We start from the raw sequence: 20347 nt of genomic DNA, 5'->3' as shown, positions 1-20347 counted from the left end.
AGCAGACCCATGCGCGCTCAGTTCGTGCTCTCCGAGATCGGTGTCGGTCTTCGGCGCAACCTCACGATGACCTTCGCCGTCATCGTCTCCGTGGCCCTCTCGCTCGCCCTCTTCGGCGGCGCCCTGCTCATGCGCGAGCAGGTCAGCACGATGAAGGACTACTGGTACGACAAGGTCAACGTCTCCATCTTCCTCTGCAACAAGAGCGACGGCGCCACCTCGGCCAAGTGCGCCAAGGGTGCCGTCACCGGGCAGCAGAAGGAGCAGATCGAGGCCGATCTGAAGAAGATGGACATCGTCGAGACGGTCCACCACGAGTCCGCCGACGAGGCCTACAAGCACTACAAGGAGCAGTACGGGGACACCGCGATCGCCTCGGTCGTCACGCCGGACCAGATGCAGGAGTCCTTCCGGGTCAAGCTCAAGGATCCGGAGAAGTACAAGGTGGTCGCGACGGCGTTCGCCGGGCGGGACGGGGTCGAGTCCGTGCAGGACCAGCGCAACATCCTGCAGAACCTCTTCGACCTGATGAACGGCATGAACATCGCCGCCCTCGGCGTCATGGGCCTCATGCTGGTCATCGCGCTGATGCTGATCGTCAACACCGTGCGCGTCTCCGCCTTCAGCCGGCGCCGCGAGACCGGCATCATGCGGCTGGTCGGCGCGACCAACTTCTACATCCAGATGCCGTTCATCATGGAGGCCGCGTTCGCCGGTCTGCTCGGCGGGGCCGTCGCCTGCGTGATGCTGCTCGTCGGCCGGTACTTCCTGATCGACCACGGCATCGCGCTCGCCGACAAGATGCAGCTGGTCAACTTCATCGGCTGGGACGCCGTCCTCGCCAAGCTGCCGCTCGTCATCGCGATCGGCCTCCTGATGCCCGCTCTGGCCGCCTTCGTCGCGTTGCGCAAGTACCTGAAGGTGTGACAGTTCACTCGGCGTGAGCACCTGGCGTCGTACGGCCAACCACCGTACGGCGCCGTTCGCTTGTCCTAGAGTGGGCGACATGCGTGCCGGTGCCGGCTCCGAATTCTGTCGACGGCCCCGCGGAGTTCTCCGTGGGGCCGCCTTGACGTTGGTCTTCGCCGGCGTGCTCGGTACGGCCGCGGCCACCGGCTCGCTGCCCCGGCGGGAGGACGCGCGCGAGGCCGCGCCCGCCCCGGTCGCCACCCGCGCCACCGTCGACCGGGCCGCGCTCGCCCGCGCCGCCGCCGAGGCCATCGCCGACGGCAAGTCCGGCAAGAAGGCCGCCGAGGAGTTCGTCAGCCGCAGCGGTGACCGCTGGGGCGCCGTCTACGACAAACGGGAGTACGCCGAGTTCGAGCAGGCCCTCGACGGCGCGTACACGGGTGTCGGACTGTCCGCCCGCAAGGCGGGTCCGGACCGGGTCGAGATCAGCCGTGTCCAGGCCGGCGGACCCGCCGAGCGGGCCGGACTGCGCCCCGGCGACCGGCTCACCGCCGTCGACGGGCGCCGGATCGGCGGGCTCTCGGTCTCCGAGATCGTCTCCCTGCTGCGCGGGGAGGGCATCTCCGGCACCACCGTCGCCCTGGGGGTCGAGCGGGGGCGCGCCGCCTGGACCCAGCGCCTGCGCCGGGCCCGGCTCGCCACCGACCCCGTCACCGTCCGCCGGCTCGACGGCGCCACCGTCCTCATCCGGGTCGCCGCCTTCACCAAGGGCACCGGCGAGCGGGTGCGGGCGGCCGTGCGGGCCGCGCCGCCCGGTGCGGGAGTCCTGCTCGACCTGCGCGGCAACCCGGGCGGACTGCTCGCCGAGGCCGCCACCGCCGCCTCCGCCTTCCTCGACGGCGGTCTGGTCGCCACGTACGACGTCGACGGCGAGCAGCGCGCGGTGTACGCGGAGGGCGGCGGCGACACCGCGCGGCCCCTGGTGGCGCTCGTCGACGGCGGCACCATGAGCGCGGCCGAGCTGCTCGCCGGCGCCCTGCAGGACCGGGGCCGGGCGGTGACGGTCGGTTCGCGCACCTTCGGCAAGGGCTCCGTGCAGATGCCCAGCGCCCTGCCCGACGGCTCCGTCGCGGAGCTCACGGTCGGCCACTACCGCACTCCCGCGGGGCACGCGGTGGACGGCCGCGGCATCACGCCGGACGTCGCGGTCGGCGGCGCGGTCGGGGACCGGGCCGAGGAGCGGGCCCGCACGGTATTGAGTGGCCTCGGAGGGGCCCCGTAGTGCGAAAATGACCGCACTATGGCTAAGGGACTCGTCAACGTGCAGGGCAAGCCTGCGAAGAAGAAGGCCCAGGACAAGGGGCCGGAGCGCAAGCTCATCGCGCAGAACAAGAAGGCGCGCCACGACTACCACATCCTCGACACCTACGAGTGCGGTGTCGTGCTCATGGGTACCGAGGTGAAGTCGCTGCGCATGGGCCGGGCGTCGCTGGTGGACGGCTTCGTCCACATCGACGGCGGGGAGGCCTGGCTGCACAACGTCCACGTGCCCGAGTACTCCCAGGGCAGCTGGACCAACCACTCGGCGAAGCGGAAGCGCAAGCTGCTGCTGCACCGTGCCGAGATCGACAAGCTGGAGCAGAAGGCCTCCGAGACCGGTCACACGATCGTGCCGCTCGCGCTGTACTTCCTGGGCAGCCGGGTGAAGTGCGAGATCGCGCTGGCCAAGGGCAAGAAGGAGTACGACAAGCGGCAGACGCTGAAGGAGAAGCAGGACACGCGTGAGGCGAGCCGCGCCATCGCGGCGGCCCGTCGCCGGCAGCGGGCGGCGGAGGCCAGGTAACCCTGGCGACAGCTGCCAGGAATGCGCTGGCAACCGTACGCGTTGGTCACGTACGATGGACCACGCGCCCCACAGAGGGTGCGCGGATTGATAAATCAACATGGGGATGATCGGTTTCGACAGCGGATGTCGAAGCAGGGGAAGCGTGTCGAGGAAGCGGCAATGATCTCGTTAACCACGCGCCGAAACCAATAATCGCCAACACCAAGCGCGATTCCTTCGCCCTCGCTGCCTAAGTAGCGACTTGCGAAGTGTCAGCCCGGGGCTGTTCCCGACCCGGATCCTGGCATCATCAAGGGGACTAAACCTTGATCCCGGTCACGGGGTGAAGAGGGAAACCACACAGTGACTGAGCCCGTTCCGGACTTGTCTGGGTGATCCGGAGGGCTGAGAAACGCGTACCAGACTGCACACGGAGAAGCCCTGATTCCGCACCGTTGGACGCGGGTTCGATTCCCGCCATCTCCACCGAGAGCCCGAGGGGGCGTGCCCCGCTCGGACACCTCATCCCATGTGGGCGAAGGCCCGGTGGTCGTACGCGACCGCCGGGCCTTCGTCATGTCGTCGGCGCCTCCCGCGTTCCGCCCCCTTGTCGACTTGGTCTGGACCTGACACCCTTCGGTCGCCGCCCCCCATGCCACGGCATCCCCGGAGGTACGTATGCGCCACAAGGGACTCCTCTCGGTCCTGCTCATGCTCCTCGCCCTGCTGGTCCCCACGGCCGCTCCCGCCACCGCCGCCGCCCCCGTCCAGGTGTACGGCGCCTGGCACTGCGGCGACGACTACTGCACCTGGTCCACGGTCCGCGACGTCGCCGAGTTCGACGCCAAGAACCACTGGCTGATCGACCGCGGCGACGGGCGGCCCTCGGTCAATCTGGTCGTCCTCAGCTTCGTCGAGCCGCTCAAGCTGCTGCACCGCACCAGCGACGCCGGCACCGCGGGCGGCCTGCCCGTCGGCATGAGCCGGGAGATCGTCCAGTACTTCACCTCGCACGGGATCCGCGTGATGCTCTCCATCGGCGGCGTCACCTACACCGACGAGTGGGACGCGGCGCTCGCCGAGGACGCCGGGCAGCTCGGGCGGAACGCGGCGGCCGTCGCCGCCGATCTCGGCGTCGGCATCGAGATCGACTACGAGCAGAACACCGCCCCGAACCTGGTCGGACTGCAGACCTTCATCGACGCCTACCGTTCCGTCCACCCGTACGACGCCACCGGTGCGGACCCGGCCGCCCGGCTCACCCTCGACACCGCCGCCGGCGACCGCTGGTTGATCGACATCAACCGCAAGGCCACCGCCGACTGGCTGCGTACGGACAAGCCGGTGCTCGACTACGCCAACGCGATGGTGACCGCCCGCCCCACCTCGGCGAGCTCCCACATCGCCAACTGGCAGGAGCACCTCGACGGCAAGCCCCAGTACTCCCCGCCCGTCGCCCCGCTCGCCCCGGCCAAGTTCACGGCGGGGCTCTACGTCGCCTACGGGCGCAGCCCCCTGCCGGAGTGCACCGACTACGCGAACTCGCTGCAGAAGGCGACGGCGGACTGGGTGCGCGACGCGGCGCCGAAGGGGGCGGGGACGACGGCCGGGCTGCTCGGGTACATGTTCTGGGCGGCGGAGAAGCCGTCGACGCGGGGCTTGGGGACCCAGGAGCCGGACGGCTGCGAGGGGGGTGTCGGGGGAGGGGCGACCGCTCTCGGCGTGCAGGTGCCGATGGGGCCGCTGCGGCAGAGCTGATCAGTGCGGTGCGCGGCGGCCCGTACGGGCCGCCGCGCACAGCGCGAGCGCCAGGGCCGCCGCCGTGGGCGGGACCAGGTAGCCGTACGTCGTGGCCGGTGCGTGCTCGGCGAGCCAGCCGCCGCCGGCCGAGCCGACGGCGACGCCGCCGAGCAGGGCGGTCACCGCGAGGGTCATGCCCTCGTTGAGCTGGGTCGGCGGGGTGAGGCGCTGGACCAGGGTCGTGCCCGTGACCATCGTCGGGGCGATCGACGTCCCCGCCGCGAGGAGCGCGCCCGCGAGGAGGACCGTCGAGCCGGTGAGGGCGGCGAGCAGGGGCAGGGTCATCAGCGTCGCCATCGCCGCCAGGCAGCTCGCGAGCCCGGGCGAGCGGCGGACGTGCCCGTAGGCCAGGCCGGCCAGGCAGGAGCCCGCGGCCTGGAGGGCCAGCACCGGGCCGGCGATCGGGCCGTCCAGGTGCGCGAGGGTGACCACCTCCATCGAGCCGAAGACCGTGCCCGTGACGAGGAGGACCGAGAGCAGCGCCGGCATGCCGGGTGCGCGCAGCGGGGAGCGGGCCGCGGTGCGCGGGGCGACCGGGGGCTCGGTGGCGCGCTGCGCCGCGAAGAGCAGGACGCCGGTGAGGAAGAGGACGGCGGCGGCCAGGGTGCCCGCCTCCGGGAACAGCGCCGAGCACAGGAACGCCGCCAGGACCGGGCCGAGCATGAAGCACAGTTCGTCGGCGGCCTGCTCGAAGGCGTTGGCGGTGTGCCGGGCGTCCGGGTCGTCCTTGAGGAGGTGGGCCCAGCGGGCGCGCGACATGCCGCCGGTGTTGGGGGCGGTCGCGGTGGCCATGGTGGCGGCGAAGAGCGTCCAGACGGGGGCCTGGGCGTGCGCGCAGAGCAGCAGGACCAGCTGTCCCAGGACCGCCCAGACGGTGGCGGGCACCGCCACGCGGGCCTGTCCGTGGCGGTCGACGAGCCGGGCGATCCAGGGCGCGGTGAGCGCGCCGACCACCAGGCCGGCCGCGCTGACGGTGCCGGCGAGGGCGTAGGAGCTGTACGTGCCGGCGATCATGACGACGGAGCTGACGTTGAACATGCCCACGGGCAGCCGGGCGATCAGGTTGCCGAGAGTGAAGGCCCGGGCGCCGGGGACGGTGAAGAGGCGGACGTAGGGGTTGGCGTGGGCGGGCCTGCCTTCGGTGGGGTGGCGTCCGGCGGGCCCGCGCTCGGCGGGGTCGCGTCCGGCGGGCCCGCGCTCGGCGGGGCCGCCGGCGCCGTCCGGGCGGCGGGCCTCGTGGGGTTCGTAGCGGGGGGCCAGGGCAGGGCCCGCGGGGGTGAGCATCAGGTCCGGGTGGGGCATGGGGCAAGGGTCTGTTGGCATGTCCCCGGCGGTCCAACACCTATTCGGTGGTGATTCACGCACCCGCGTTGTTAGATACCGGCCGTGGCCTCCTCGTACGACCTCGATCCCCGCCTCCTCCGCGCCTTCGTCGCCGTGGCGGCGGACCTGCACTTCACCCGCGCCGCCGAACGGCTCTTCGTCGCCCAGCAGGCGCTCAGCCGGGACATCCGGCGGCTCGAACGGGAGTTGGGCGCCGAGCTGTTCGTGCGCACCACCCGGCAGGTCGCGCTCACCCCGGACGGTGAGCGGCTCCTGCCGTACGCGCACACCGTGCTCGCCGCGCACGGCGAACTCGCCGAGGCCTTCCGCGCCGAGCCCCGCCCCCTGCTCGTCGACCTCAACAGCGCGGGCCTCGGCCACGAACGCGTGATCCGCCGCGCCCGCGCACTCGCCCCGGAACTGGAGCTGATGGCCCGCTACGAGAGCGGTCTCACCGGCGCGGTCCGCGAGATCCTCGCCGGGCGCCTGGACGCCTCCTTCGGACGCTACGGCGGGCTCGCGCCCGGGCTGCGGGCCCGGCTGGAGGCGCAGTTCGTGCGGTACGAGCCGATGGCCGTGCTGCTCCCCGAGAACGACCCGCTCGCCGCGCTGCCCGAGGTCCCGCTCGGCGCCCTCGCCGGCCGTGACGTCTACGCGGGCGCAGGGAACGACCGTACGCCCGAGTGGACCGACCTCGCCGCCCGGCTCTTCGCCGACCGGGGCGTCCGCGTCGCCCCGCCCTCGCCGCTCGTCGTCGGGAAGGAGGAGTTCCGCCGGGTCATGGCCAAGGCCCCGACGCCGGTGCTCGCCGTCGTCGACTTCCCGCCGATGCCGGGCAGCGTCCTGCGGCCCCTCGTCGACCCCGTACCGCTGTCGCCCGTGAGCCTCGTCTGGCGAAAGGGCCTGCGGCACCCCGGCCTCGACGCGCTGCGCCGGGCCGCCGCCGAGCTCGGCGCCCAGGAGGGCTGGCACGAGCGGCCGCCCGGCTCCTGGCTGCCGGACGGGGAACCGGGCACCCCGTAGGCCGAGCCCGTGAAGTCCCGTCCGGCGCGCGACGCCGGGTACGCACGCCGGCAGCGCCGCCGGGATCACCCGAGTACGGCCCTACGGGGGCGACCCTCCGCCTGGCGGTCGCACGCACCGGACGCCGCGAGCCCGGCCCTGCGGGCGGACGGCGCCACTCTCCGGACACGACCCGGCGGGGGCGCTCACAGCAGGCGCGCGCTCCGGGTGAGAGCAAGGTTCCGTGTCCGTCACCTCCCGCCACCGCCCTGAAACGCGGCTTTTCTAGCGTCTGCCGCAAGGGACCCGAGCACTCGCTCACCAGGGCCCGACACCCGTGGAGGTGCGAGATGGCCGGCCGATGGATCGAACGGTGGGAGCCCGAGGACGAGACCTTCTGGCGCGAGGGGGGCGAGCGGATCGCGCGCCGGAACCTGTGGTTCTCGGTGCTGGCCGAGCACATCGGCTTCTCCGTCTGGAGCCTGTGGTCCGTCATGGTGCTCTTCATGGGGCCGCAGTACGGCGTCGACCCGGCGGGCAAGTTCTTCCTGATCGCGACCGCCACGCTCGTCGGCGCCTTCATCCGCGTCCCGTACACCTTCGCCGTCGCCCGCTTCGGCGGCCGCAACTGGACGATCGTCAGCGCCCTGCTGCTCCTGCTGCCGACGGGCCTCGCCTACGCGGTCATGGAGCCGGGCACCTCGTACGGCACCTTCGTGCTCGTCGCCGCCCTGACCGGCGTCGGCGGCGGCAACTTCGCCTCCTCCATGACGAACATCAACGCCTTCTTCCCGCTCCGGAAGAAGGGCTGGGCGCTGGGCCTGAACGCGGGCGGCGGCAACATCGGCGTTCCCGTCGTGCAGCTCGTCGGCCTGCTCGTCATCGGCACCGCCGGCGCCCTGCACCCGCGGATCGTCCTCGGCGTCTACCTCCCGCTGATCGTCGTCGCCGCCGTGTGCGCCGCGCTGTTCATGGACAACCTGAGCCCGGTCAGGAACGACACCGGTGCCGTCAAGGAGGCCGTGAAGGCCCGTCACACCTGGATCATGGCCTTCCTCTACGTCGGCACCTTCGGCTCCTTCATCGGCTACAGCTTCGCCTTCGGACTGGTCCTCCAGACCCAGTTCGGACGCACGCCGCTGCAGGCCGCCTCGCTCACCTTCATCGGCCCGCTGCTCGGCTCCCTCGTCCGGCCCGTCGGCGGCGCGCTCGCCGACAGGTACGGCGGCGCCCGCATCACCCTCGCCACCTTCGGTGCGATGGCCCTCGCCGCCGGAGTCGTCCTCTACGCCTCCGTCGCCGAGTCCCTCGGGATCTTCCTCGTCGGCTTCATCGGGCTCTTCGCGCTCAGCGGCCTCGGCAACGGCTCCACGTACAAGATGATCCCGGCGATCTTCCTCAGCCAGGGGCACCACAAGGGCCTGTCGGGCGAGGCGGCCGAGGCGTACGGGCGGCGCCTGTCCGGGGCCTCCATGGGCCTCATCGGCGCGGTCGGCGCGCTCGGCGGCCTCGGCATCAACCTCGCCTTCCGCCAGTCCTTCCTCACGGTCGGCTCCGGCACCGGCGCCTTCGTCGCCTTCCTCGCCTTCTACGCGGCGTGCATGCTCGTCACCTGGGCGGTATACCTTCGCCGGCCCGCCGCCGTGGCCCCCGTGCCCGACACGGCCGCCGGGGTGGAGCCGGCGGTGTCCGGTGCGCGCGAAGCCGCCGAGGTATGAGTCACAGTGGCCCCGCACGGCCGTAACGACCAGGAAATACGCGTGAACCGAGACCGACACGCGACCCCGGCAGTCTCGGCCGACAGCGACGAGTACGACAGGGGCGAGCGCGACATGGACGAGCTGCAGGAACGGGGCCCTCTGGCGGGCTTCACCGTCGGAGTCACGGCGGCACGGCGCGCGGACGAGCTGATCGCGCTGCTGCGCCGCCGGGGCGCGGGTGTCGTGCACGGCCCCGCGCTGCGGATCGTGCCGCTCGCCGACGACACCGAACTCCTCGCCGCCACCAAGGACCTCATCGACCACGCCCCGGACGTCGTCGTCGCCACCACGGCGATCGGCTTCCGGGGATGGGTCGAGGCGGCCGACGGCTGGGGGCACGGCGAGCAGCTGCTCGACCGGCTCCGCGGGGTCGAACTCCTCGCCCGCGGGCCCAAGGTGAAGGGCGCGGTGCGGGCGGCCGGGCTCACCGAGACCTGGTCGCCGTCGTCCGAGTCGATGGCCGAGGTCCTCGACCGGCTGCTCGACGAGGGCGTCGCCGGGCGGCGCGTCGCCCTCCAGCTGCACGGGGAGCCGCTGCCCGGCTTCGTGGAGGCGCTGACGGCCGGCGGGGCGGAGGTCGTGCCCGTCCCCGTCTACCGCTGGATGCCGCCGGAGGACATCGGCCCGCTCGACCGGCTGCTCGACGCGACCGTGGGCCGCGCGCTGGACGCGGTCACCTTCACCAGCGCCCCGGCCGCCGCCTCGCTCATCGACCGGGCGCGTGAACGCGGGCTGCTCGACGAGCTGTTGGCGGCGCTGCGGCACGACGTGCTCGCGGTGTGCGTGGGTCCGGTGACGGCGCTGCCGCTGCAGGCCCTGGCCGTCGACACCCACCAGCCCGAACGCTTCCGGCTCGGCCCGCTGGTGCAGCTGCTCTGCCAGGAGCTGCCCGCCCGGGCGAGGGTCCTGCCGGTCGCCGGGCACCGGATCGAGATCCGCGGCCACGCGGTCCTCGTCGACGGCGCCCTGCGGCCGGTCCCGCCGGCCGGCATGGCCCTCCTGGGCCTCCTCGCCCGCCGCCCCGGCTGGGTCGTCGCCCGCCCCGAGCTCCTGCGCGCGCTCCCGGGCGCGGGCCGCGACGAGCACGCGGTGGAGACGGCGATGGCCCGGCTGCGGGCGGCGCTCGGCACCCCGAAGCTGATCCAGACGGTGGTGAAGCGCGGCTACCGGCTGGCCCTGGACCCGGTGGCGGACACCAAGTACGGGGGCGAGGACGGGAGCCACGCCTAGCGCGCGTCCCGCCGGGGGTCCGGAGCGCTCCGTACGGCCAGGGCGCGCAGCAGGCACCCGAATCCGGCCACCGTGAGGACCGCGCGGACGAGGTTCCAGGCCACCCACGGCCCCTCGAAGTCCGCGCGGGCCCGTACCGGGTCCGTGGCGGCGGCGAGGGCGTCGTTGAGGGGGACGTTCGCCGCGGACGTCACGACGAAGACGGCCGTGTAGAGGGCGAGCGCGGTCCAGGTCCATCCGCGGGCGCGGGAGGTGCGGTGCTGCCAGGCGGCCACCGCCGTGAGGAGCAGCGCCCCGAAGAACGGGGTGAAGAACACCGGGTTCTGGATGACGTCGTTGATGTTCCGCATCACCTCGACGTAGACCCGGTCGTCGCTGCGCGCCAGTGCCGGCATCACCGAGCACCCGTACGCGAACCAGATCCCCGCGACCAGACCGGTCGCCGCCGTCGCCGTGCCGAGGACCGCCCCGGCTCCCTTTCCGCCCGTGCTGCTCTGTGTCATGTGCCCATTCAAGAACGGAAGTTGGGCGTGCGACATCGTTTCGCGTCGCACCGGCATACGCGGGCGTCTACGGTACGCGGATGGCCACCGTCACGATCAGACCCGCGGGTCCCGGCGCCGCCGACGCCCCGGCGCTCGCCGCCGCCCTGCTGCGCAACCGCGCGTACATGCGGCCCTGGGAGCCGCACCGGACCGGGGCCTACTACACGGTCGAGGCGCAGGCCGCCCGGCTGGGCGACGGCGCTCGCCGCTGGTTCGCGGTCGTCGAGGGCGCCGAGGGCGACCGGATCGTCGGCGCGGCCACCCTCTCCGGCATCGCCCTCGGCCCCTTCCGCAGCGGCTCGCTCGGCTACTGGGTCGACGAGGAGTACGCCGGCCGGGGCCTGGCCACCGCCCTGGTCGAGGAGGTCTGCCGGGCCGCCCGCGAGGAACTGGGCCTGCACCGCGTCGAGGCGGGCACCCTCCTCCGCAACCACGCCTCGCAGCGCGTGCTCGCCAAGTGCGGCTTCGCCCGCATCGGCACCGCGCCCCACTACCTCCACATCGACGGCGCCTGGCGTGACCACCATCTCTTCCAGCGGATCCTCCACGACGACCCGCCGCCGCGTACCTGAAGAACGACCGCCCGGTGGAACGACCGTCCGGTGGAACGACCGTCCGGTGGAACGACCGGCCCGGTCACCGGGCCCGCAGCATCGGGGTCCGGGCGTGGGACTTCTGGAGGCCCGGCCGGAAGATCATGATGATCAGCCGGGCGCCCGGGGCCGTGAGGGGCTGGGCGGCGCAGATCGAGACGTGGCCCGGGCCCAGGAGGGCGTGGTGGAGCGGGCGTTCGTCGCCGTCGGGGTGGACGGTGACGCCGCCGGCGGCCCACAGCGGGCCGAGGTCGGGGTCGTCGCGCACCTCCCGCTCGATGCCGCGCAGGGTCTCGTCCTCGCCGCGCACGGCCAGGGCGGCGCGCAACTGGGGGAGGATCAGCGGGGCCCACACGGTGCGCCAGCTGATGATCGTGGTCCCGCGGGCCTCCTTGTCCAGGAGCATCCAGCGCATCGTGTTCGAGGGGGCCAGGCCGCCGGGGTACATGTCGGCGAAGTGCCGGTTGTGCGCGATCAGGTTCCAGGAGGCGTCGGTGACGTACGCCATGTGGCCGATGCCGTCGACCGCCTCCTGCCACACGCCGGGGATCTCCAGGCCGGACGAGGCGTGCAGCGGACCGGGCGGGTCGCCGATCCCCGCGTACCGGCAGAGCAGCACCCACTCCTGCTCGTTCAGGCCGAAGAGGCGGGCGACCTGCCGCAGGTAGTCGGCCGGCGGGTTCGGGTAGCGGCCGGTCTCCAGGCGGTTGTACGTGTCGACCGCGCGGCAGGTGAGCTCGTCGACCTGGTGCTGGGACAGCCCGCGGGCGCGCCGGCCGCGGCCGGTCGGCCGGGACAGGCCGTGCGCCTCGGGGGCGATCAGCTCGCGGCGTTCCATGAGCAGGGCCCGTAGCGCCGTCTTGTTCACCGCACCCCCGATAAGTCCGTGTGTGAATTGGTAGGAAAAACGGTCCGTAGATAATAAACAGTTGAACGTTAATGCTGTGGGTGCCCCGTGCTGACCTGCACGGACGCACCCGGACAACCGGACAGCCCTCCCCCGAGCGGTCCGGTTTCCGGTCGGCCCGGGCGGCTCCCCCGTACGCCCGGGCCGACCCGTTCCCCGGCGGCGGTGGCTCCTTCCCGCCCGCCCCTGCGAAGCACCCCTAGCCACCCGCCCCGTCCGTGGGCACTCTGGTCGGGACGTTCCCGGATCGGGGGGTGGCAGGAGCATGACAGTGCGGTTCGACTCCGGACGCGTCTGCCTCGACCTCGCCGACGAGCCCCTCGGCCGCCCCGAGGACCTCGTCCGCTTCCTCCGCGGCGCCGGCCTCGTCCCGCCCGGCACCCGCCTGCGCGCCCTCGACGCACGCTGCCTCGACGCCTTCCGCGAACTGCGCGACTGCGTCGGCGAACTGGTCGGCACCCAGGTCGAGGGCCGGCCCGCCCGACCCGCCGCCCTGGAGCTCCTCAACGCCCTCGCCGCCGCCTCCGCGCCGCCCGCGCCCCGTGCCGTACGCACCCGTTCCGGTGCACTTGTCCGCACCCTCAGCGGGGAGCCCGACTGCCGTGCCCTGCTCGCCGCCGTCGCCCGCGACGCCGTCGACCTGCTCACCGATCCGGCCGCCCGCGCGCTGCTGCGCCGCTGCGAGGGCCCCGGCTGCCGGCGCTGCTATCTCGACACCTCCCGCGGCCGGCGCCGCCGCTGGTGCTCCAGCGAGGTCTGCGGCAACCGGGCCCGGGTCGCCCGGCACCGCGCCGCCCACCCCCGGCCCGGCCGCCACCAGGCCTGACACGGCACCCCCCGGTGGCGTAGCCTCGAAGGCTGCCCAGCACGTGAGAAGGGGGCCAGGTGGCCGCGCAGGAAGCCGTCGACACGGTCAGAGACCGCGAGATCGGTGTCGAACAGGAACATCTTGATCGGGTCTACCGGCGTCTCGAGGAGAAGATCCACGAGGCCGAGTTCCTGATGAACGACGCCGCCAAGCGGGGCCAGGTCGGCACGCCTGGCGCCCTCGCCGAGCGCGACGCCCAGGTCTTCCGGGCCGGCATCCACCTCAACCGGCTCAACAACGAGTTCGAGGACTTCCTCTTCGGGCGGATCGACCTGCTCTTCGGCAAGGACGGCAAGAAGGGGCCCGACGGCGCCTACACCTCCGTCGAGCCCGCCGAGGACGCCGTACGCCCCGACAACACGGCGGACATCGGCGAGACCCTGCACATCGGCCGCATCGGCGTCCTCGACGCCGACTACGCCCCGCTCGTCATCGACTGGCGCGCCCCCGCCGCCGCCCCCTTCTACCGCTCCACGCCCGTCGACCCCGGCCGGGTCGTGCGCCGCCGCGTCATCCGCTCCAAGGGCCGGCAGGTCCTCGGCGTCGAGGACGACCTGATGCGCCCCGAGCTCAAGGCCACCCTCGACGGGCAGGCGCTCCCCGTCATCGGCGACGGTGCCCTCATGGCTGCGCTCGGCCAGGCCCGCGGTCACACCATGCGCGACATCGTCGCCTCCATCCAGGCCGAGCAGGACCTGGTCATCCGCGCCCCCGCCGCCTCCGTCACCTACGTCGAGGGCGGGCCGGGCACGGGGAAGACCGCCGTCGCGCTGCACCGTGCCGCGTACCTGCTCTACCAGGACCGGCGGCGCTACTCCGGCGGCATCCTCATCGTCTCCCCGACCCCGCTGCTCGTCTCGTACACCGAGGGCGTGCTCCCCTCGCTGGGCGAGGAGGGCCAGGTCGCCATCCGGGCCCTCGGCTCGCTGGTCGACGGTGCCGAGGCCGACGCGTACGACGAGCCCGCCGTCTCCCGGCTCAAGGGCTCCTCCCGCATGGTCGCCGTGCTGCGCAAGGCCGCCCGCGGCGCGCTGGAGACCCCCGCGCCGAGGACGCCGGCCGACGGACACCGCGACGGACGGGGCGCCGGACAGCTCGCCCTGGGCGAGGACGAGGACGAGGCCCCCAAGGCCCCGGCCGGCACCCCGACCCTGCTCCGCGTCGTCGCCTTCGGCCGCCGCCTGGAACTCGGCGCCGACGAGCTCAGGCGCATCCGCCACAACGTCCTCGGCGGCACCGCCCCGGTCAACCTGCTCCGCCCGCGCGCCCGCCGGCTGCTGCTCGACGCGCTGTACGCCAAGTCGGGCGCGGCCGGCCGGCACAGCGATCCCGAGCTCGCCGCCGAACTGCGCTCCTCCTTCGACGAGGACGTGTCCAGCGAGGACTCCTTCCTCGGCTTCCTGGACGCCTGGTGGCCCGAACTCACGCCGCGCCGGGTCCTCGACGCCATGGCCGACGAGAAGCGGCTCGGCCGCTGGGCCCGCCGGATCCTCAACCCGGGCGAGGTGCGCCGGCTCGCCCGATCGCTCCGCCGCCCCGGCCTCTCCGTGCACGACGTCGCCCTCCTGGACGAACTGGCCATGCTCCTCGGCACGCCGGCCCGGCCGCGCAGGAAGCGCGAGTACGACCCGCTGGACCAGCTCACCGGCCTGGAGGAGCTGATGCCGGTACGGGAGGAGACCCAGCGCGAGCGGGCCGAGCGGCTCGCGGCCGAGCGCACCGAGTACGCCCACGTCATCGTCGACGAGGCGCAGGACCTCACGCCCATGCAGTGGCGCATGGTCGGCCGCCGCGGCCGGCACGCCACCTGGACCGTCGTCGGCGACCCGGCCCAGTCCTCCTGGTCCGACCCGGACGAGGCCGCCGAGGCCCGGGACGAGGCCCTCGGCACCCGCCCGCGCCGTCGCTTCGAGCTCACCGTGAACTACCGGAACCCGGCCGAGATCGCCGAGCTCGCCGCCAAGGTCCTCGCGCTCGCGATGCCGGGCAAGGAGTCTCCGAAGGCGGTCCGGTCGACGGGCGTCGAGCCCCGGTTCGTCCCGGTGGGGGAGAAGGGCGAGCTGGCCGGAACCGTACGGTTGGAGGCGGAGCGGCTGCTCGCCGAGGTGGACGGCACGGTCGGCGTCGTCGTCGCCATGGACCGGCGCGCGGAGGCCGCCGGCTGGCTCGCCGGACTCGGCGACCGGGTGGTGGCGCTGGGCTCCCTGGAGGCCAAGGGCCTGGAGTACGACGCCACGGTCGTGGTCTCGCCCGCGGAGATCGCGGATGAGTCGCCGGCCGGCCTGCGGGTGCTCTACGTCGCGCTGACCCGGTCCACGCAGGCGCTGACGGTGGTCGCGGGCGACCGTGACCTGCCGGACGCGGCCGGCGTGCCGGACCTGCTGCGGGACTGATCCCGGGGGCGGCCCGGGTCTGATTTCGAGTCAACTCGCGCCGGAGGAATCACTTGCCGGAGGGGTTTGTTAGCCTGGTCGTGGCACCGGCTCGATCCAAGCCCCCGGGCCCAACCTTCGTCCCTCAGAGGGACCACTTGCCGCGAGGCGAGCATGGCGGGTCGGTGCCGCTCACGTGTGGAGGCCCTCGTCACCTTCGGGTGACGGGGGCCTCTTCTGTTTCCTCGCCATCTCTCGTATGGTGGAAACTACTTTCCGAAAACTAAAGGACCGTATTACCTGCTACTCGCGGGTAGGTGCGACGATCGGAGGGCGCCGCCGGGCAACCAGCCGGGCCGGCGTAGCAACGAAGCTAGGGAAAGAGGAACACGGCCATGGCAACGGCGCCCAGCGTCTCGTACTCGATGACGGTCCGCCTGGAGGTGCCCGCGAGCGGCACCGCGGTCTCCCAGCTCACCACGGCTGTCGAGACCCACGGCGGCTCCGTCACCGGCCTCGACGTGACCGCCTCCGGCCACGAGAAGCTCCGCATCGACGTCACCATCGCCGCCACCTCCACGGCGCACGCCGACGAGATCGTCCAGCAGCTGAAGACGATCGAGGGCGTCGTCGTCGGCAAGGTCTCCGACCGTACGTTCCTGATGCACCTCGGCGGCAAGATCGAGATGGCGTCGAAGCACCCCATCCGCAACCGTGACGACCTGTCCATGGTCTACACCCCGGGCGTCGCCCGCGTGTGCATGGCGATCGCCGAGAACCCCGAGGACGCCCGCCGCCTCACCATCAAGCGCAACTCCGTCGCAGTCGTGACCGACGGTTCCGCCGTCCTCGGCCTCGGCAACATCGGCCCCAAGGCCGCCCTGCCCGTCATGGAGGGCAAGGCCGCCCTGTTCAAGCGCTTCGCGGGCATCGACGCCTGGCCGATCTGCCTCGACACCCAGGACACCGACGCCATCGTCGAGATCGTCAAGGCCATCGCCCCGGGCTTCGCGGGCATCAACCTGGAGGACATCTCCGCACCCCGCTGCTTCGAGATCGAGGCCCGGCTGCGCGAGGCCCTGGACATCCCCGTCTTCCACGACGACCAGCACGGCACCGCCATCGTCGTGCTCGCCGCCCTCACCAACGCCCTGCGCGTGGTCGGCAAGGGCATCGGCGACGTACGGGTCGTCATGTCCGGTGCCGGCGCCGCCGGTACGGCCATCCTCAAGCTGCTCATCGCGGCCGGCGTCAAGCACGCCGTCGTCGCCGACATCCACGGCGTCGTCCACGCGGGCCGCGAGGACCTGGTCGACGCCACGCCCGACTCGCCGCTGCGCTGGATCGCCGACAACACCAACCCCGAGGGCGTCACCGGCACCCTCAAGGAGGCCGTCGTCGGCGCCGACGTCTTCATCGGCGTCTCCGCCCCGAACGTGCTGGGCGCCGAGGACGTGGCCGCCATGGCGGAGGGCGCGATCGTGTTCGCGCTCGCTAACCCGGACCCCGAGGTCGACCCGGCGATCGCCCGTCAGACGGCCGCCGTCGTCGCCACCGGCCGCTCCGACTTCCCGAACCAGATCAACAACGTGCTGGTCTTCCCGGGCGTCTTCCGCGGTCTGCTCGACGCGCAGTCCCGCACCGTGAACACCGACATGATGCTGGCCGCCGCGAGCGCCCTCGCCGACGTCGTCACCGAGGACGAGCTGAACCCGAACTACATCATCCCGTCGGTCTTCAACGACAAGGTCGCGGGAGCCGTCGCCGGTGCCGTCCGCACCGCGGCGAAGGCCGCCGGCGCGGGCGCCAACGACGGGGCCGGCACGCTGGTCTGACGCGCCCCCGGGCGGTGCGCGGCGCGTGTCGCGGGTCGCGGCACCCCAAACCCGCCTTTAGGGTGGTAGTCCGGCTCCGCACGGTTCGTGCGGAGTCGACGCTACGTCACCACTGAGGGGCACTGGCGCTTTTCGTGTGACCCCAGAGGGTGCCGGATTGGCGTTCCCGCCGCTGGTGGGGGCAGGATGCGGTCTGGGCGCGAGGGTCTGTCACCAGACCCGGGTCCGGGCACTGTCCGAGGGCCCTGGCAGCATCGGCTTCGCAGTGCCCATCACGCGGCCCCGCCGCGTGGCCCGCCTCACAGGCAACCCGCCTCACAGGCAAGAAGAAACACGGGAGTAACGAAATGAACCGCAGTGAGCTGGTGGCCGCCCTGGCCGACCGCGCCGAGGTGACCCGCAAGGACGCCGACGCCGTTCTGGCCGCGCTCGCCGAGACCGTCGGCGAGGTCGTCGCCAAGGGTGACGAGAAGGTCACCATCCCCGGCTTCCTGACCTTCGAGCGCACCCACCGTGCCGCTCGCACCGCGCGCAACCCGCAGACCGGCGACCCGATCAACATCCCGGCCGGCTACAGCGTGAAGGTCTCCGCGGGCTCGAAGCTCAAGGAAGCCGCCAAGGGCAAGTAAGGGCCTGCAGGCGCGCTGAGGCCGCCCAGGCGGCCTGAGGCAAGCGGAGAGGGCGGCCACCCTGTCAGGGGGTGGCCGCCCTCTCGTGTGCCCTCAGGGGCGCCCGTGCGCCTCGCGGGGCCCCGGAGGCGGCAGGCGTGCGCCGCCTCCAGGGGCTCCGGTCGCGTCAGACGAGCGCGCTGCCCGGGAGCTCGACCTTGGCGCCGAGCTCGACGAGCTTCTCCATGAAGTTCTCGTAGCCGCGGTTGATCAGGTCGATGCCGTGCACGCGGCTCGTGCCCTGCGCCGCCAGGGCGGCGATCAGGTACGAGAAGCCGCCGCGGAGGTCCGGGATGACCAGGTCGGCGCCCTGCAGCTTGGTCGGGCCGCTGACGACCGCCGAGTGCAGGAAGTTGCGCTGGCCGAAGCGGCAGTCCGAGCCGCCCAGGCACTCGCGGTACAGCTGGATGTGCGCGCCCATCTGGTTCAGCGCGGACGTGAAGCCCAGCCGCGACTCGTACACCGTCTCGTGCACGATGGACAGGCCCGAGGCCTGGGTCAGGGCGACCACCAGCGGCTGCTGCCAGTCGGTCTGGAAGCCGGGGTGCACGTCCGTCTCCAGGGCGATCGCGTTGAGCGAGCCGCCCGGGTGCCAGAAACGGATGCCCTCGTCGTCGATCTCGAAGGCGCCGCCGACCTTCCGGTACGTGTTGAGGAAGGTCATCATCGAGCGCTGCTGCGCGCCGCGCACGTAGATGTCGCCCTCGGTGGCGAGCGCCGCGGACGCCCAGGACGCCGCCTCCAGGCGGTCGGAGAGGGCGTGGTGGTTGTAGCCGCCGAGCTTGTCGACACCGGTGATCCGGATGGTCCGGTCGGTGTCCATGGCGATGATCGCGCCCATCTTCTGCAGCACGCAGATGAGGTCCTCGATCTCCGGCTCCACGGCCGCGTTGGACAGCTCGGTGACGCCCTCGGCGAGGACGGCGGTGAGCAGCACCTGCTCGGTGGCGCCGACGGACGGGTACGGCAGGGCGATCTTCGTGCCGCGCAGCCGCTGCGGGGCCTCCAGGTACTGCCCGTCCGCGCGCTTCTCGATCGTCGCGCCGAACTTGCGCAGCACGTCGAAGTGGAAGTCGATCGGCCGGCCGCCGATGTCGCAGCCGCCGAGGCCGGGGATGAAGGCGTGGCCGAGGCGGTGCAGCAGCGGGCCGCAGAAGAGGATCGGGATGCGCGAGGAGCCGGCGTGGGCATCGATGTCGGCCACGTTGGCGGACTCGACGTGCGTCGGGTCCATGATCAGCTCGCCCGGCTCCTCGCCGGGGCGGACCGTCACGCCGTGCAGCTGGAGCAGTCCGCGGACCACCCGGACGTCACGGATGTCGGGCACGTTGCGCAGGCGGCTCGGCTCGCTGCCGAGCAGGGCGGCGACCATCGCCTTGGGCACGAGGTTCTTCGCGCCGCGGACGCGGATCTCGCCCTCCAGCGGGGTACCGCCGTGGACAAGCAGGACATCGTCTGTGCCGGTCATGAATCTCGCGTTCCGGGTCGTCGGTCGGGTGGCCAGAGAAAAGGGTAAGGGGCAAGGAGACCCCACTTGTATGGCTGAGGGTGCCTCGCGAATGTAATGAATTCGGCACAACACCCTCCGTCCCCGTGATCTTGCGGAGCGTCACCGTCCGCTTGTTTCCGATCGCCCGCCGGGAGCCCGGGCTGACCTGCGGTGGCGCACGCCTACCCCGAACCCGGTCGGACAACCCCCGCAATCGCCGAAGATGCGGGATCATGTGTCGCATGACCGAGGTGTCCTCGCTCACAGGACGACTGCTAGTCGCCACGCCCGCGCTGGCGGATCCCAACTTCGACCGCGCGGTGGTCCTGCTGCTCGACCACGACGACGAGGGCTCCCTCGGCGTGGTCCTCAACCGGCCGACCCCGGTGACGGTCGGCGACATCCTCGCGCCCTGGGCCGACCTCGCGGGCGAACCGGGCGTCGTCTTCCAGGGCGGCCCGGTCTCCCTCGACGCGGCCCTCGGCCTCGCCGTGATCCCCGGCGACGAGGGTCCGCTCGGCTGGCGCCGGGTGTACGGGGCGATCGGGCTGGTCGATCTGGAGACCCCGCCCGAACTCCTCGGCCCGGCCATCGGCGCCCTCCGCATCTTCGCGGGCTACGCGGGCTGGGGCCCCGGCCAGCTGGAGTCCGAGCTGGGCGACGGCGCCTGGTACGTCGTCGAGTCCGAGCCCGGCGACGTCTCCTCCCCGCGCCCCGAAACCCTCTGGCGCCAGGTCCTCCGCCGCCAGCGCGGCGACCTCGCGATGGTCGCCACGTACCCGGACGATCCCTCGCTGAACTGAGGGGGCCGGCGGGCGCCCGGGCCCGGGGACTTTCAGTACCCTGGAGCCCATGAGCACTCTCGAGCCCGAGCGCGGGGCAGGTACGGGAACCCTCGTGGAGCCGACGCCGCAGGTGTCCCACGGTGACGGCGACCACGAGCGCTACGCCCACTACGTCCAGAAGGACAAGATCATGGCGAGTGCCCTCGACGGCACTCCCGTGGTGGCACTGTGCGGCAAGGTCTGGGTACCGGGGCGCGACCCCAAGAAGTACCCGGTGTGTCCGATGTGCAAGGAGATCTACGAGTCCATGGGCTCCGGCGGGGACAAGGACAAGGACAAGGGCGGCAAGGGCAAGTAGCCCCGGTCCCAGCGGTGGTCGGGACGGCCCCCCGCGGAACCGCCGGAAGACTCCTGCGGCGATGTCGATCAGGCCGAA

18 protein-coding genes and 1 other RNA gene are annotated in these 20347 nt (G+C 72.6%); 15 read left to right on the top strand and 4 right to left on the bottom strand.

Annotated elements, in window-relative coordinates; translation table 11 throughout:
- The first annotated feature begins 9 nt into the window (after positions 1–9).
- From ftsX to AB0M16_RS34380, 5 genes are all read left to right on the top strand, one after another.
- Positions 10–927, top strand: coding sequence for a permease-like cell division protein FtsX (gene ftsX, locus AB0M16_RS34400; RefSeq protein ID WP_365350129.1), 918 nt, complete (start codon positions 10–12; stop codon positions 925–927).
- 79 nt (positions 928–1006) lie between these two features.
- The gene (locus tag AB0M16_RS34395; RefSeq protein WP_365350127.1) at positions 1007–2191 is read left to right on the top strand and encodes a S41 family peptidase; all 1185 of its coding nucleotides are present in this window, start codon (positions 1007–1009) and stop codon (positions 2189–2191) included.
- Between the two features lie 18 nt (positions 2192–2209).
- Complete coding sequence (gene smpB / locus AB0M16_RS34390; RefSeq protein ID WP_365350125.1) at positions 2210–2752, top strand: SsrA-binding protein SmpB; 543 nt, start codon at positions 2210–2212, stop codon at positions 2750–2752.
- Positions 2753–2854: 102 nt separating this feature from the next.
- Positions 2855–3223, top strand: a transfer-messenger RNA (tmRNA) gene (ssrA, locus tag AB0M16_RS34385).
- 189 nt (positions 3224–3412) lie between these two features.
- Entirely contained in the window at positions 3413–4492 is a 1080-nt protein-coding gene (locus AB0M16_RS34380) for a hypothetical protein (protein ID WP_365350123.1), read from the top strand.
- Here AB0M16_RS34380 and AB0M16_RS34375 read toward each other — a convergent pair whose 3' ends face one another.
- Positions 4493–5836 carry an MFS transporter gene (locus tag AB0M16_RS34375; RefSeq protein WP_365350121.1) on the bottom strand — a complete coding sequence of 448 codons (1344 nt, stop codon included), beginning with the start codon at positions 5834–5836 and terminating at the stop codon, positions 4493–4495.
- A gap of 84 nt (positions 5837–5920) precedes the next feature.
- On the opposite strand from AB0M16_RS34375, the gene AB0M16_RS34370 reads away from it, so the two are divergent.
- The 3 genes from AB0M16_RS34370 to AB0M16_RS34360 all read left to right on the top strand — a co-directional run bounded on the left by AB0M16_RS34370 (position 5921) and on the right by AB0M16_RS34360 (position 9849).
- Positions 5921–6880, top strand: coding sequence for a LysR family transcriptional regulator (locus AB0M16_RS34370; protein ID WP_365350119.1), 960 nt, complete (start codon positions 5921–5923; stop codon positions 6878–6880).
- 329 nt (positions 6881–7209) lie between these two features.
- Complete coding sequence (locus AB0M16_RS34365) at positions 7210–8577, top strand: nitrate/nitrite transporter (RefSeq protein WP_365350117.1); 1368 nt, start codon at positions 7210–7212, stop codon at positions 8575–8577.
- A gap of 114 nt (positions 8578–8691) precedes the next feature.
- Positions 8692–9849, top strand: coding sequence for a uroporphyrinogen-III synthase (locus AB0M16_RS34360; RefSeq protein WP_365350185.1), 1158 nt, complete (start codon positions 8692–8694; stop codon positions 9847–9849).
- On the opposite strand, the gene AB0M16_RS34355 is transcribed toward AB0M16_RS34360, so the two are convergent.
- Positions 9846–10352: an anthrone oxygenase family protein gene (locus tag AB0M16_RS34355; RefSeq protein ID WP_365350115.1), complete on the bottom strand. Its 507-nt coding sequence runs from the start codon at positions 10350–10352 to the stop codon at positions 9846–9848. The two genes, AB0M16_RS34360 and AB0M16_RS34355, sit on opposite strands and share 4 nt — an antisense overlap.
- Before the next feature lie 80 nt (positions 10353–10432).
- On the opposite strand from AB0M16_RS34355, the gene AB0M16_RS34350 reads away from it, so the two are divergent.
- Positions 10433–10966, top strand: coding sequence for a GNAT family protein (locus AB0M16_RS34350; RefSeq protein ID WP_365350113.1), 534 nt, complete (start codon positions 10433–10435; stop codon positions 10964–10966).
- A gap of 64 nt (positions 10967–11030) precedes the next feature.
- Here AB0M16_RS34350 and AB0M16_RS34345 read toward each other — a convergent pair whose 3' ends face one another.
- Positions 11031–11855: a helix-turn-helix domain-containing protein gene (locus tag AB0M16_RS34345; RefSeq protein ID WP_365350111.1), complete on the bottom strand. Its 825-nt coding sequence runs from the start codon at positions 11853–11855 to the stop codon at positions 11031–11033.
- Between the two features lie 304 nt (positions 11856–12159).
- On the opposite strand from AB0M16_RS34345, the gene AB0M16_RS34340 reads away from it, so the two are divergent.
- From AB0M16_RS34340 to AB0M16_RS34325, 4 genes are all read left to right on the top strand, one after another.
- Complete coding sequence (locus AB0M16_RS34340) at positions 12160–12720, top strand: ABATE domain-containing protein (RefSeq protein ID WP_365350109.1); 561 nt, start codon at positions 12160–12162, stop codon at positions 12718–12720.
- A gap of 59 nt (positions 12721–12779) precedes the next feature.
- Positions 12780–15155, top strand: coding sequence for a UvrD-helicase domain-containing protein (locus AB0M16_RS34335; RefSeq protein ID WP_365350107.1), 2376 nt, complete (start codon positions 12780–12782; stop codon positions 15153–15155).
- Positions 15156–15529: 374 nt separating this feature from the next.
- Entirely contained in the window at positions 15530–16969 is a 1440-nt protein-coding gene (locus AB0M16_RS34330; RefSeq protein ID WP_365350105.1) for an NAD-dependent malic enzyme, read from the top strand.
- A gap of 347 nt (positions 16970–17316) precedes the next feature.
- Positions 17317–17598, top strand: a complete 282-nt coding sequence (locus AB0M16_RS34325) for an HU family DNA-binding protein (protein WP_017237029.1) — start codon at positions 17317–17319, stop codon at positions 17596–17598.
- A 166-nt stretch (positions 17599–17764) separates the two neighbouring features.
- Here AB0M16_RS34325 and murA read toward each other — a convergent pair whose 3' ends face one another.
- Positions 17765–19105 (bottom strand): UDP-N-acetylglucosamine 1-carboxyvinyltransferase, encoded by a 1341-nt coding sequence (gene murA / locus AB0M16_RS34320; protein WP_365350103.1) that lies wholly within the window; start codon positions 19103–19105, stop codon positions 17765–17767.
- Positions 19106–19368: 263 nt separating this feature from the next.
- Between murA and AB0M16_RS34315 the strand changes: the two genes are divergently transcribed.
- Both AB0M16_RS34315 and AB0M16_RS34310 read left to right on the top strand, forming a co-directional pair.
- On the top strand, positions 19369–19929 hold the full coding sequence (locus AB0M16_RS34315) for a YqgE/AlgH family protein (protein WP_365350101.1): 561 nt from the start codon (positions 19369–19371) through the stop codon (positions 19927–19929).
- A 49-nt stretch (positions 19930–19978) separates the two neighbouring features.
- Positions 19979–20269 carry a DUF3039 domain-containing protein gene (locus AB0M16_RS34310; RefSeq protein WP_037879418.1) on the top strand — a complete coding sequence of 97 codons (291 nt, stop codon included), beginning with the start codon at positions 19979–19981 and terminating at the stop codon, positions 20267–20269.
- The last annotated feature ends 78 nt before the right edge of the window (positions 20270–20347 follow it).

Source organism: Streptomyces sp. NPDC051921, assembly GCF_040680975.1.
Taxonomy (GTDB): domain Bacteria; phylum Actinomycetota; class Actinomycetes; order Streptomycetales; family Streptomycetaceae; genus Streptomyces.
This window is presented reverse-complemented; position numbering and strand designations above follow the sequence as displayed.